The organism is Acidobacteriota bacterium, assembly GCA_030949985.1.
GTDB lineage: Bacteria > Acidobacteriota > Polarisedimenticolia > J045 > J045 > JALTMS01.
Window position 1 is genome coordinate 39,480 of the sequence record JAUZRX010000026.1, and the last position, 13,095, is coordinate 52,574.

The 13,095-nt window shown below is 70.8% G+C and carries 12 protein-coding genes and 1 pseudogene; 4 read left to right on the forward strand and 9 right to left on the reverse strand.

What is annotated here, in order from left to right:
* Positions 1–31 precede the first annotated feature (31 nt).
* Complete coding sequence (locus Q9Q40_08025; protein MDQ7007166.1) at positions 32–448, forward strand: CoA-binding protein; 417 nt, start codon at positions 32–34, stop codon at positions 446–448.
* 26 nt (positions 449–474) lie between these two features.
* On the forward strand, positions 475–1,293 hold the full coding sequence (locus tag Q9Q40_08030; GenBank protein ID MDQ7007167.1) for a ferredoxin--NADP reductase: 819 nt from the start codon (positions 475–477) through the stop codon (positions 1,291–1,293).
* Between the two features lie 134 nt (positions 1,294–1,427).
* On the opposite strand, the pseudogene Q9Q40_08035 reads toward Q9Q40_08030, so the two are convergent.
* From Q9Q40_08035 to queG, 4 genes and pseudogenes are all read right to left on the reverse strand, one after another.
* Positions 1,428–1,754 (reverse strand): annotated as a pseudogene (locus Q9Q40_08035) (putative metalloprotease CJM1_0395 family protein).
* A gap of 192 nt (positions 1,755–1,946) precedes the next feature.
* Entirely contained in the window at positions 1,947–2,825 is an 879-nt protein-coding gene (locus tag Q9Q40_08040) for a hypothetical protein (protein ID MDQ7007168.1), read from the reverse strand.
* Between the two features lie 21 nt (positions 2,826–2,846).
* The gene (locus tag Q9Q40_08045) at positions 2,847–3,422 is read right to left on the reverse strand and encodes a YceI family protein (GenBank protein ID MDQ7007169.1); all 576 of its coding nucleotides are present in this window, start codon (positions 3,420–3,422) and stop codon (positions 2,847–2,849) included.
* Between the two features lie 127 nt (positions 3,423–3,549).
* A complete protein-coding gene (gene queG / locus Q9Q40_08050) occupies positions 3,550–4,629 on the reverse strand; it encodes a tRNA epoxyqueuosine(34) reductase QueG (protein MDQ7007170.1) in 1,080 nt (359 codons plus the stop codon).
* A gap of 27 nt (positions 4,630–4,656) precedes the next feature.
* On the opposite strand from queG, the gene glgA reads away from it, so the two are divergent.
* The gene (gene glgA, locus Q9Q40_08055) at positions 4,657–6,132 is read left to right on the forward strand and encodes a glycogen synthase GlgA (protein MDQ7007171.1); all 1,476 of its coding nucleotides are present in this window, start codon (positions 4,657–4,659) and stop codon (positions 6,130–6,132) included.
* Positions 6,133–6,558: 426 nt separating this feature from the next.
* Here the strand turns inward: glgA and Q9Q40_08060 are convergent, their stop codons facing one another.
* A complete protein-coding gene (locus Q9Q40_08060; GenBank protein ID MDQ7007172.1) occupies positions 6,559–7,131 on the reverse strand; it encodes a hypothetical protein in 573 nt (190 codons plus the stop codon).
* A 1-nt stretch (position 7,132) separates the two neighbouring features.
* Positions 7,133–8,533 (reverse strand): hypothetical protein, encoded by a 1,401-nt coding sequence (locus tag Q9Q40_08065; GenBank protein MDQ7007173.1) that lies wholly within the window; start codon positions 8,531–8,533, stop codon positions 7,133–7,135.
* 140 nt (positions 8,534–8,673) lie between these two features.
* Here Q9Q40_08065 and Q9Q40_08070 point away from each other — a divergent pair, with 140 nt between their 5' ends.
* On the forward strand, positions 8,674–9,486 hold the full coding sequence (locus Q9Q40_08070) for a class I SAM-dependent methyltransferase (protein ID MDQ7007174.1): 813 nt from the start codon (positions 8,674–8,676) through the stop codon (positions 9,484–9,486).
* Here the strand turns inward: Q9Q40_08070 and Q9Q40_08075 are convergent.
* From Q9Q40_08075 to Q9Q40_08085, 3 genes are all read right to left on the reverse strand, one after another.
* Positions 9,451–11,175, reverse strand: coding sequence for an ATP-binding protein (locus Q9Q40_08075; GenBank protein ID MDQ7007175.1), 1,725 nt, complete (start codon positions 11,173–11,175; stop codon positions 9,451–9,453). The genes Q9Q40_08070 and Q9Q40_08075 overlap by 36 nt on opposite strands.
* Positions 11,176–11,207: 32 nt before the next feature.
* On the reverse strand, positions 11,208–11,423 hold the full coding sequence (gene ccoS, locus Q9Q40_08080; GenBank protein MDQ7007176.1) for a cbb3-type cytochrome oxidase assembly protein CcoS: 216 nt from the start codon (positions 11,421–11,423) through the stop codon (positions 11,208–11,210).
* Between the two features lie 189 nt (positions 11,424–11,612).
* Positions 11,613–13,094 carry a glycosyltransferase family 9 protein gene (locus tag Q9Q40_08085; GenBank protein ID MDQ7007177.1) on the reverse strand — a complete coding sequence of 494 codons (1,482 nt, stop codon included), beginning with the start codon at positions 13,092–13,094 and terminating at the stop codon, positions 11,613–11,615.
* Position 13,095: the final 1 nt, after the last annotated feature.

Sequence of the window (13,095 nt, forward strand, 5' to 3'; positions counted from 1 at the left end):
GCCACGCGCCCCGTTTCCAAGGAGGCGCCCGATGCAGAGTCCAGACCCCCACCCCCCCGAGGTGATGAAGCTGCTCGAGCAAAAGGGTCCCCAGACCCGTATCGCCGTGGTCGGCGCCAGCAACAACCCCGAGAAATACGGCAACATCATCGTGCGCAACCTGGCGGGCAAGGGCTACACCGTGCTTCCGGTCAACCCGCGGGAGCAGACCATCGCCGGCCTGACCGCGTACGCGAACCTGGCCCAGGTGCCCGGGCCGATCCACATCGTCACCATGGTCACGCCTCCGCCGGTGACGCTCAAGGTGCTCGAGCAGGTGGCCGAACTGGGCCTCGAGAACGTCTGGCTGCAGGAGGGCAGCTTCGACGACCAGGTGCTGGCCTACGCGGCCGGGGCCCCCTTCCGCACGGTTTACGACGCCTGCATCATGGTGGTCAGCAACTACTAGACCGTAGCCGGAACCGGAGACCGCCCGTGACCGCCGACCCGACCAATGCCGTCGTCCTCCAGCGCATCGAGGTGGCCCCCGGCCTGATCATCCTGCGGGTGGCACCGGACGAGTGGGAGTTCTCCGATTTCGTACCCGGACAGTTCGCCGTACTGGGGCTGCCCGGCTCGGCTCCCCGCTGCAAGACCTGCGACCCCTGCGAGCCCGACGAGGAACCCCGGCCCGGCAAACTGATCAAACGCGCCTACTCCATCGCCTCGGCTTCCCACTGGAAGCAGTACATGGAGTTCTACATCACTCTCGTGCGCTCGGGGGCCTTGACCCCCCGCCTCTTCGCCCTGGACGTGGGGGACAGGCTCTGGCTGGGGCCGAAATTCACCGGTTCATTCACCCTCGATCCCGTACCGCAAGGCAAGCGGGTGATCCTGATGGCCACGGGCACGGGGCTCGCGCCCTACATGAGCATGATGCGCACCCTGCTCCAGGACCAGAGCCACGAATACGTTGTGATCCACGGCGCGCGCCATTCGTGGGATCTCGGCTACCGCTCCGAGCTGTCCACCATGGATCGCCTCTCTCCCCGCTTCACCTACATTCCCTCGATCACCCGCCCCGCCGAAGAGACCGTGCCCTGGACGGGCCTGACGGGCTACCTCCAGAATCTCTGGAAGGACGGCTCCTTCGCCGACATCATCGGCGCCCGACCGACTCCCGAAGACACTCACATCTTCCTCTGCGGCAACCCGGCGATGATCGAGGCGATCATGGGCATCCTCGAAAGCGAGGGCTTCACCGAGCACAAGCGACGCACACCGGGAACGATCCACGTGGAAAAGTACTGGTAGGCCGGAAGCCGGGCCGCGCGCCGGGTTCAGGCGATCGCGTCGAGCAACGCTCCGGGCGGGGGCCCCGCCTCGTCGTAGGCCCCGGGGGCGGAATGGCCGGAAGGCCCGTCGTCCTCGTCACCCCGAGCGCGCGATTCGGCCCGGGCCTCGGCCTCCTTGGCCGCCGCCTCCGCGGCCACCCGTCGATCCTGGCTCGAGGGATTCCTCGGCGCGAGTGCCGCCCGACGCACCTGCTGCATCTTGCGAATCGTCGCCTCGGGGTCGCCGGGCACGGGGGCGGTGTCGATCTTGACCTCTCCCCCCACCGCGTAGGACCGCCCGTCGGGGCCTTTCTGCTGGTCGAAAGAGGCTCCCGACCGGGCATAGGGCCCGGCCGCCGCATGATGCGCCCGCTCGTGCTGGCGCACCTCCCGGTCCCGGGCCTGCAACTCCCGCACCTGGCGCCGCTCTTCGGGACTCAGCTCACGGCCCGGCGCCGCGGGCCTGGAGCCCGCCTCCCCCGCCCCGTCGTCCTTCCGGACGGCGGATACGCGGGGCAGCGACGCCGCGAACGGGATCGAGCCGATCTCCACAGGTGCTTTCCTCCCAGTTCGCCTCATCGGCCGCGGGAGGCATGACTGTAGGCCTCCGGAAAAATCTCTCCGGAGGTCCGTTCAGCCCATTGCGTAAGGGTCCGCCACCGCACGCCAACTGGCCAGCAGGGGGCCGACGGCCGCCAGGCCCACCAGCAGGGAAGCCAGAGCCCATTCACCCGCAAGGGCGACGAGGCGGGATCGGCCGCGGCGGCGCAGGGCCTCGCCCACGACGGCGGTGGCCGGAACGAGGGCCAGCAGCACCAGGCTCGAGAGAGGCAGATCGGCGTAGAAATAGCCCTGCATCCACAGCCCGGCGAGGACCAGGGTCAGCACCGCGCCGCTGCCGCGGGCGGGGAAGCGCCGCGGCCGGAGCACCGCCATCAGCAACCAGGCGCCGAGCACCGCCGCCAGCACGCCGGCGAGTTGCCCGAGCACCGCGCTGTTCGAGAGCAACAGAATCCCGCTGCTGCCGACGCTGAGCAGCAGGAAGGAGAGAGGTGCGGCCAGGGGCTCATCCCGGCGCACGTGGCTCTCCACCGCTCCCCAGAACAGCAGCACGGCGATTTCCAGAGCGGCCATCCAGCCGGCGGCCGCCAGGGCGCTCCAGGCATAGCGCACCAGCGGGGAGAGGGTGGTCCAGAGCAGGCCCGCCACGACCACCAGGCGCAGCAGCCAACGACCCCGACCCAGCCGCGGCAGGCCCGCTTCGAGCAGCCCCACGACACCGGCCAGCAGGGCGAAGAACGGCAACCAGTCCACCGATTCGACGGGCGGAAAAGGCAGCCCGCCCCGGACCAGGCCATGGGCCAGCGGGTAGGCCAGCGCCCCGGCGAGCACGAACCCCCGACAGCCCCCTTCGCGGGCGCGATTCCGGTCGAACCCATCCACCGCGCCCAGCACCACGGCCGTGACGAGGAAGGGCAGGACGGCGCCCACGAACAGGGTGGCGAAGATCATCCCGGGGTCGGCGCCCGCGACTCAGCCGCGGATCCCCTCGATGTTGACGATGATCTCCACCTCGTCACCGAGGGGCCCCTGCATGTACTTCATGCCGAAGTCGCTGCGCTTGATGGTGAAGCGCACGGTGCCGCCGGCGCGATAGTTGCCCCACGGATCCTTGCCCTCGCCGATGAGGTGGAAATCGACGGTGATGTTCCTGGTCACGCCGTGAAAACTCAGGTCACCGCTGATGGTCCAGGTCTTGCCCTTGGCGCTGACCTTGGTGCTTTTGAACGTGATCACGGGGAACTGCCGGACGTTGAAGAAATCGGGGCTCTTGATGTGGTTGTCCCGTTTCTCGCTGTGGGTGTCGACGCTGGCGGCCTTGATCTCCAGGTGGATCGAAGAGGCGGCGGGATCGGCCTTGTCGATGGTGAAAGTCCCGGAAACGTCGTTGAAACGACCGTGAAACTTGCTCACACCGAGATGCTCGATGGCGAAGATCACGTTGGTGTGCACCGGGTCGATCTTGTAGGTGTCGGCAGCGAAAGCGGGTCCGGCAACCGCGAAGAACGCGGCGGCCAGAAGGGACGTACGCAGCGTCCGATACGACATGGTCAGTCTCCTCGATGTGTTGGGTCTGGGCGCGGGGCCATCATTCCAGTCCAGGGGCGGGCCTCGACGCAGGAAACACTATCGCACACCGGGACGGGACGGAAGGTAAAACACCTGTAACCCCGGCTCATTTCCGGCGCTCGAGCACCCGGCGGGCGGTGGCCGCCACCTGGGGGTCTTCATCGTCGACCAGTTCCCGGGCGGCGGCCAGTACGTCGGGATCACCGAGGTTCGCCCCCACGACCAGGGCGTTGCGCACCAGCCCCCCGCGCCTGGGGCGACCGAGGGGCGTCTTGCGGAACTCGCGACGCCAGGTCTCGGGGTCCAGGCGCGCCAACGCCCCCAGGCTCCACTGCGACCAGCGGGGATCGAGGGCCAGCGCCTCCTCGCCGGAGGGAACGACCCGCCGGTTCCAGGGACAGACTTCCTGGCAGATGTCGCAGCCGAACAGCCAGTCCCCCACGGCCGGCTCCATTTCCGCCTCGATCTCGCCCCGATGCTCGATGGTGAGATAGGAAATGCAGCGCCGGGCATCGAGAAAGTAGGGTTCGGGCAGCGCCCCCGTGGGGCAGGCGTCGAGACAGGCGCGACAGGTCCCGCAGCGATCGGCGGCGGGCGGGACCGGGGGCAACGGGGGCAAGTCGGTGAGCACCACGCCGATCAGCCGCCAGGAGTCTCCCCGGGGCCCGATCAGGCAGGTGTTCTTGCCGATCCAGCCGAGCCCCGCCCGCAGGGCCAGCTCTCGCTCGAGAATCGCGCTGGTATCCACCAGCAGGGCGCGGCGGAAGCTCCGGCCGGCGGCTTTTTCGATCGCCTCGCACCAGTCGGCCAGCCGCTCCCGCAGCAGGTCGTGGTAGTCCCGTCCCCGGGCGTAGCGCGCGATGAACGGACCGATGCCCGGAAGACGCCGCCGATCGACGGGCTCGGTGAGATAGGACACGGTGCCCACCAGGGCGCTGCGGGCCCAGTCCCACTTGGAAGTCAGCTCCTTGCGGATCGCCGCCGTGCGCTCCATCCAGGCCATCGAGCCGTGGGCGCCGGCGCTCAACCAGCGGTCGAGCCACGAACCGTGGTCCGAAGGCCCGCAATCCGCCACGCCGCAGGTCGTCAGCCCCGCCGCCTTCCCGCAACGGGTGATCACCTCCGCACTGATGCCGGGACCGAGACCCTGCCGATCGTCCATGGAACGATTATGCCTCTCGCGCAACGGCCCCTCCTCCCCGATAATCCCGCCATGCATATCGCCCATGTCGCCAGCGAAATGGCGCCTCTGGCCAAGGTCGGAGGCCTGGGAGACGTGGTGGGCTCGCTGCCCGCCGCCCAACAGGCCCTGGGCGACAGGGTGACCTGCGTCCTGCCGGCCTACCGCCGGGTTCTCGACCGGCTGGATCTGCGCTCGGCCCCGCTGGTGGAGACCCGCTACCGTATCGCCGGGGAAGAAATCGCCGGCGGCGTGATCGAAACCACCCACGGCGGCGTCCGCCTGCTGCTGATCCGCCACGACGACTACTTCGACCGGGATGGGATCTACGACGACGGCCGGCACGCCTGGCCCGACAATCCCCGGCGCTTCGCCTGGCTGGCCGGCGCGGCCCTCACCGCCCTGCGGCGGCTGGAGCCGGCCCCGGAAGCGATCTTCGCCCATGACTGGCCGCTGGCCCTGCTGCCCGTGCTGTTGCGGGCGCACAGTTATCCCGGCGATCCCTTGCGGCACTGCGCCACGATCCAGGTGATCCACAACATGGCCCACCAGGGCGTCTTTCCCCTCGACCTGGGCCGCGCCCTCGATCTTCCGGAACACTGGCTCGACGCCGACCTGCTCGAGGCGCTGGGCTCACTGAACATGCTCAAGGGCGGCATTCTCTGCGCCACCAAGGTCCTGACGGTCTCCCCCACCTACGCCGAAGAGATCGTCTGGCCGGCCCATGGCGAGGGACTGGACGGCGCCCTGCTCTCCCGGGGCGACGACCTGTGGGGCATCCTCAACGGCATCGACACCAGCGTGTGGAACCCCCGGACCGATCCCCACCTCCCGGCCTCCTACGATGCCGGCAACCCGGCCGGCAAGACGCGTTGCAAGCGGGCGCTCCAGGAAGAGCTGGGCCTGGGGCCGCGGGACGAAGCTCCCCTCTTCGGCGTCGTCAGCCGCATCGATCCCCAAAAGGGCATCGACCTGATCGAGCAGGCCGCTCCGTGGCTGGTCGACCAGGGGGCCCAGCTCGTGCTGCTGGGGTCCGGCCGGCCGGGCCTGCTCGACCCCCTGCACGGACTGGCGCGGATCTGGCGCGAGTCGGTGTCGATCCACGAACGCTTCGACGAAGCCCTGGCCCACCGCATCTACGCCGGGGCCGATTTCTTCCTGATGCCCAGCCGCTTCGAGCCCTGCGGGCTGGGACAGATGGTGGCCCTGCGCTATGGCACACCCCCCATCGCCCGTCGCACCGGGGGGCTGGCCGATACGGTACGCGACACCTCCGAACATCCCGACGGCGGAAACGGCTTTCTCTTCGACACGCCCGATGCGGAGGGCCTGATCTGGGCCTGCCGGCGAGCGATCGATCTCTACCGGCAGCAGCCGGCTGAACTCATGGCCCTGCGCCGGCGGGGCATGATCGAGGATCTGTCCTGGGAGCACTCGGCGCAGACCTACCGGCGCCTGCTGCGCCGGGCGGTGCGCCGGGAACGCCGCCGGGTGATGGAGAACGCCTGAGGGTAGGATCCGCCCCCTGCCCACTCCAGGAAGAGAGCAGACGCACCGTCCCCGGCGCACCGCCGGCCACCAGCAGCACGGCCGTGGGCGAGATGTGGGCCACCGACCACTCCCCCACCGTCGCCCCTTCCCCCACCAGTCGGCCGTTGACCTGGGCCAGGGGCTGAACGGGGTCCCAGAAGATCGCCCCGGTCCAGGGCTCCGGTCGCGGATCGTCGGACGGCGGCGGGGCGGAAGCCGGCCACGCCATCAGGCCCCGCGGCATCGGCCCCCGGCGCACGGGACCGAGGGGCGGGACCGGGGTGGCGGCCACCGCCCGACGAGGCGCGGGCCGCGGGGCGGCAACCTCCAGGGTGCGCGTCGGCGCCATGCGCGCCAGCAGGGCCAGGGCCAACGCCGCCGCTCCCAGGTAGGCCAGCACCCCCTTCATGAACCGGGCTCCCGGTCGGCGGCCTCGGCCAGGCGCAGCAGCGCCGGAGCCTGCACGTGCAGCGCCGTGACCATGTAGACCTGGGCCACGAAACGCGGATAGCGGGGCGCCGCCTCGATGCGCAGGCGCAACAGCTCCAGCGGTGGATCGCTGCGGGCCAGGGCGCCGACGAAGGCGACGATTTCCTCGTAGTCGCCGCTCCCCCGCACGGTGGCGGTCATGGCTCGAAACCGGGCGTCCCCGGAGGCCGGCGTCCCCGGAGGCCCGCCCTCGGCGCTCACCGGCAGCACCTCCCCGGTGCGGTACGTGATCCGGACCAGCGGCACCTCCGCGGCCACCTGGTGCAAGGCGGCGACCAGGTGGGACCAGGTGGCGAAGGGCGCCGCTCCGGGCGCCGGCCGCGGGGCTACGGCCCGTCGATGGGCCTCGAGCTGAATCTGCCGGCGGCCGAGGGCTCGGCATTCCACCGCCGAGCGGGCCGTCTGCCATACGCCCACGGCGGTCAGGGCACCGGCGAGCACCAACAGGGTGCGCGCCATGCCGGAACGGAGCTCGGGCAGGGGCCGCATGTCAGTCCTCCCGCGGCCACGGCGTCACCTCGTCCTCGAGGGCGAAGCGAGCCTTGTCGCCGTCTTCCAGCGCGGCAGCCAGGCGGGGCAGCCCCTGGACGAAAGGACTGGCGAAGAGATCTTCATGCAGCCCGGTCAGGATCTCGCCCAGCCGGGCCGGGCCGGCGCCACGCACCGTTCCCTCGAGAGCCAGGCGGGGCCGGACGGCGGACAGGTCCACCACCAGGGTCTCGTAATCCACGCCGGGCCGAACCAGCAGACCCGCCTCCCGCAGCAGGGCCGACCAGTCCGCGGCGGAGACCCGGCGGGGCGGGGCGGGCTCGACCGGCCGGGCCGCGGCCGGGGAAACCCTCGCGGCCTCCCGGGCCAGGGCCTCGACCCGGGCGGCCATCCGGGCCCGGTAGACCCCCGTCCCCAAGGCCGCCACCAGGCTCAGGGCGGCGATCAGACCGGCGGCGGCCAGTGTCCGGCCCTCGGCGCGTCGCTCCCGCCGCCGCCGGGCCGCCGGCCCCGGAACGAGCAACGGCTCCACCCTCTTTCCGAGGGCGGCGAGCAGCGCGCCGGCGAAGGCGGGCGGAGGGCCGTCGTGGCCGGCGGCACGAGGCTCCAGGGCCTCCCAGGGATCCTCCCGCTCCACGGCGATCGCCTCGCCGGCCAGGGCCATGCGTAGCTGCTCGACGGTAGGCTCCACTTCGGCCGCGCCCCCACAGACGATCACCCGCCGCGGCGGCACACTCTGCTTGGCGACGAAGGCCTGGAGCTGGGCGATGTCGTCCAGGCGCCTTTCGATCACGCTGACCGGATCGTCGTCGCCCGGGTGCAGCCGGGGGCTTTCCTGGACCACCACCTCGCCCCGCCCTCCGGCCAGAACCAGGCACAGCCGCCCCCCGGTGGGCAGGACCAGCAGGCGAGGCCCGTCATCTTCATCCCTCGAGCAGGCCGCCAGCGCCGCGGGAACGATCACGCCCTCCACCGGACAGCCCAAGGTCTCGAGCAGGCCCGCCCAGCTTTCCAACGGCTCGCGCGGCAGGCGGACCACCCGCAGGTCGACCACGCCCTCCCGTGGACGGCGGAGGATCTCCTCGGCCTGGAGCATGTCACCACCGCCGTGGCCGGCGTGGCCCAGGCGCCAGGACGCCGCCCGCAACAGGTCGCGCCGGGGCATGGGGGGAAAGCGCAGATGATGACTGACGGCCTGGCTGCCCAGCAGCAGGATCCGGCAGGGAGCGGGCGTGCCCAGCTCGGCGATGGTCTCGGCCAGGGCTTCGGCCGGACCGCCCCGGTCACCGACGTCCCGGCCGGCGTGAGCGAGCAGGCTCCAGCCCCCCCGACGGCCCTCGACGAGGACCGCCCGCACTCCCTGGGGGGAGACCTCGATGCCGATTCTCCTGTTCCGGGGCATGCTTCCTCCGGGATCTCGCAGGGCTTATCGGACGCCGGCGAACAAACTCAAGGGCCGGCGGCCCGCTTCGAGAGGCCCCTTGGCGGGCCGGGAAGGATCCGGGGTTACGATGGGCGGGCTGACCAGGAGGGGATCGCGAAATGGCGGATCTTTCACCGAAGCGCTACGGGAAGGACTACTACCAGCAGGAGTTCGGGCTCGACGAACTCCAGCGCTTCAACATGCACTGGTGGTCGGTCCGCTTCTACGCCCGCCTGGCCGACCGCCTGCTGCGGCGCCACGGTGGCAGGCGCGTGCTCGAGATCGGCTGCGCCCATGGTTACACGCTGGCTCGACTCGAAGCGCGCCACGAGACCTGGGGGATCGATCTCTCCGACTACGCCATCGGCAGGGCGCGGACAATCGCTCCGCGCTCGAGGGTCTTCTGCGCCGACTTCACGGCGGATCTGCCCCCGCAGATCGAGGCGGGCGGCTTCGACCTGATCATCGCCAAGTACGTGCTCGAGCATCTCGCCGACCCGGAAAAGGCCTTGCACCGCGCCTTCTCCCTGCTCGCGCCGGGGGGCCGCCTGCTCTACTCCGTGCCGAACATGGACTCCCCCGGCCGACGCTTCAAGGGCCGGAAGTGGTACGCCTTCGGTGACGAAACCCACGTCTCGCTGCTCGAAAGACACGAGTGGATCGAGCTCACCCGGCGTACCGGCTTCGAGATCGAACGCACCTTCTCCGACGGTCTGTGGGACATGCCCTACCTCGAGTGGATGCCCACTGCTCTGCAATACCCGATCTTCTGCCTGCCGACGGTGGTCACCGTCTTCTTCGCCCGGCCGATGCTCCCCTCCCGCTGGGGTGAGAACCTGATCGTCGTGGCCCGGCGACCTGCCGAAAAGGCTTCTTCCGCCCAGGGCCCCGACGATTCAGCCGTGGCAGCCCTGCGCTCCAGGGACTCGTGACCCGGCTCCAAGCCACCGCGCGAGAACCTGTGCGAGGGCCTGATCCTCGAGCGGTTTGACCAGAAAGTCGTCCATGCCGCACGCCTCGCAGCGCCTGCGGTCTTCTTCCATGGCGCTGGCCGTCAGCGCGACGACGGGGATCCGTGTGCCCCCCGCCTCGCGCGCCCGCAGCCGGCGGGTCGCCTCGAACCCGTCGAGCACGGGCATGTGGCAGTCCATCAACACCAGGTCGTAACCGCCTCGTTCCAGGGCTTCGAGGGCCTGTGCGCCGTCCCCGACCGTATCCACTTCGAGACCGAAACGGGAAAGAAATCCCCGCGCCACGAGTTGGTTGACGGTGTCGTCTTCAACGAGCAGAACCCGTCTGCCTTCAAAGCGCGTCCCCACGCCGGCGGAACGGGCCGTCACGCCGTCCATCGGCGCGTCCCCCTCGTGCGGCGGGAGCGGCAGGGAAAAGCCGAAGACGCTGCCCTCCCCGGGGACGGATCGCACGTCGATCCGGCCGCCCATGCCCCGGACCAGATCCCGGCTCAGGGCCAGGCCGAGCCCGCTGCCCCCATGGGTCCGGGTGATCGAGTTGTCCGCCTGCTGGAAGAACTCGAAGATCCGCCGCAGGGCGCCCTCGTCGATGCCGGGGCCGGTGTCCGCGACCTCGAAGCGTACGCATGCGCCGTCCCGGGGGTCGGGGAAGACCGATAGCGTCACCCGGCCCATCTGGGTGAACTTGACGGCGTTGCCGACCAGGTTGCTCAGCACCTGCCGCAGACGGGTCGGGTCGCCCACGTAGAAACGGCCCAGCCGCTCGTCGAAGTCGACCTGCATCGCGAGACCCTTGCCCCGGGCCCGGGAGCCGAAGAGGTCAACGATTTGAGAGACCAGGGCCTCGAGGTCGAAGGGGATCCGCTCGTATTCCAGCCGCCCGGCCTCGACCTTCGACAGGTCGAGGATCGAGTTGAGCAGTCCGAGCAGGGCGCGCCCCGAATCGTAGGCCACCTCGACCTTCCGCCTCTGGCTCTCGGCCAGCGCATCGTCCAGCAGCAGGGAGAGCATCCCCAGCACACCGTTCATCGGCGTCCGGATCTCGTGGCTCATGTTGGCCAGAAAGGCGCTCTTCGCCCGGCTCGCTTCCTCCGCGGCGGCAACCGCCCGTTGCAGGCGCACCAGGAGGATGGCGACGTAGGCCGGCAGGGCGAGCAGCGCGATGAAGGCGCCGGCGGTGTAGACCCACTCCTGCCGCCAGTAGGGGGAAAAACCGACGACGAGCGTGAAACAGGCCACGCTCAGGGCCATGGCCTTCCACAGGTAGCTCACACCGTAGCGGAAACCGTTGCCGAAGGTCACCCAGAGATAGAGCGGCAGGAAGAGCGCGCCGTAAGCCTCCAGTTCGAAGAGCAGGTAGCCGATGGTGCCGATGTCGAGGAGCAGGCCGAGGTGCCGCCGCGCCGGGCTGATCCGGGGCCGGAGGATCACCGCCGCCATGATGCAGGCGGAGAGGGTCAGGAAGACCCCCAGGAAGGTCAGCAGGCGCCAATCCGTCGCCTCGCCCAAGTTCCTGGAGAGCACCAGCCCGACGAGATAGGCCCCACCGAGTAACCCCATGACCAGGCGAATGGCGGCCTGCTCGAACTCGCCGCCCGTACCGGAGCGCAGCGGTGCGCTCCATCGCCCCAGCCACGAAAAACCCATCATCTATGAAGATTTATAGACGTCCCTCCGGGCGGTCAAGCGCCGCGCGCGGGCGGGTCCCCGGAGGTGGAGCCCGGGTCGGCGGAACCGTCGCCGCGGGCCCGGATCGGGGAGTCGTCGTCGTCGAGCATGCGCAGGGCCGGAGTCTCCAGGTCGTCGAACTGCCCCCGGCGCACCGCCCAGGCGAAGAGCAGCACGCCCACCAAGGCGAGGAGCAGGGCCAGGGGCAGCACGAGATAGACGACCGACACGGTTGGATCCGTTCAGGGCGGCCGGACGAGACGGGTCCGGACCGGCGGCCCGTTCCAAAAGCCTCCGCCGCGCGAGGGGCCGGCACACACGACGGCACTCACAGTATGGCCCATGGGACTGCGTTCCGTCAGGTGCACCGAACGCGAAATCCAGGCCTCTCGCATCGAAAAGACCTTGCCGGCGGACTGCTAGATCCGATCGTGGGCCAGTGCGGGCGAAGCGGCGCCGAGGGCGCTGAGCGCGCGTCGCAGGATGCGGCCACAGACCCGGGCGGTCTGGTCCGGCGCCGAGGGCGGGAGGTGCTCGAGCAGGGCGGCGACCCAGGCGCCGATGAGGCGTGTTTCCGCTTCCCCGCGGGTTTTCTCGAGCAGATCCTCGATGCTCGCCGCAAGGGCCTGGAGGTGCCCGGCGGCCTGCCGCGGATCCCCCGAGCCGAGAGCCTCGAGAGCCTGCGCGGCCTGCCGGCACCCCTGCCGGGCCGCCTGACCGGCCGCACACTCCGCCCCCTCCGGGTGATCCGCCGGGGGGGCGCCGAAGGCCGCCAGCAGCCGACGCTGGGCCAGGGCTGCGGCGACGCGGCCCCGGTGCCCGTAGACGATGCCTCCCAACCGGTCCGAAGGCGGGGCGGGCTCGACCCGGAGCACCCGGTATCCCGCCCCGGAGTCCGGACAGCCCAGCCCTTCGAGCCGGGCGCGGCAGGCCGCGACCACCACCGAGGGAGGCACCCCGTCGACCTCGGCGCGCCCGACTTCGAGAGCCTGGAGCGCCAGGTCACCCTCCCCCCAGGGCCCGGTTTCCCAGTAGTGGGCCCCGCCTCCGAGAACCATCACCACCGGCGTTCCGCAAGCGCTCGCCAGGTGCACGGGTCCGGTGTCGAAACCCACCACCAGGTCCAGGCGGCGGACTTCCCCGACCACTTCCTCGAGAGTGGTCGTCCCCACCCGGTTGCGCGGAGGCGTCGTCAGCCCGCGCGCCAGGGTATCGGCCCGGGAACGATCCTCCTCGCCGCCGAGCAGGACCAGCCGGTACCCGGCATCCACCAGCATCTGGGCCAGGGTCTGCAACCAGCGGGCCGAGCTGCGGCGGGCGGGGTCGCCGGCCCCCGTCACCAGGCCGACCCGCAAGCCGCCGGTGCCGGGGCGGGACGCGGTCATCGGCTTCCAGACGGGCAGTTCGCGCCCCAGGGCCTCCGCGCAGACCAGTCGGCGCAGGTCGGTCATGTGCACCCGCCCGGCGGGACGGGCGTCGACGGCGGCCAGCAGATAGGTCGCCCACACCCCGCGGATCAGGCGCTCTCCGGCGGCACTGACCCAGGGGCCCCAGGCCGCCTCTCCCGCCGCCGCGGTGGCCAGCAGGGCGCCGGCCTGGTGGTAACTGAGATTGACCACCAGGTCACCGGGGCGAGCCAGGGGGGCGGCGAGTTCGGCGGCCATCGTGCGTGCCGCCGGATCCCCCCGGCGACAGGCCTTTTCCACTTCCAGCAAGGAGACGTCCGCCACGGCGACGCACTCCACCGCCTCCGGGGCCAGGAGCCGGGCGAGGCCCAGCAGGTGCCGACGAACCACCAGGCGCGTTTCGACCCCTCCGCGCACCAGGCCCTCGAGGGCGGGCAGCGTCTGGGCCAGGTCACCCATGCGCTCGAGCTGAAACAGGACCATCCGCGCCGACACG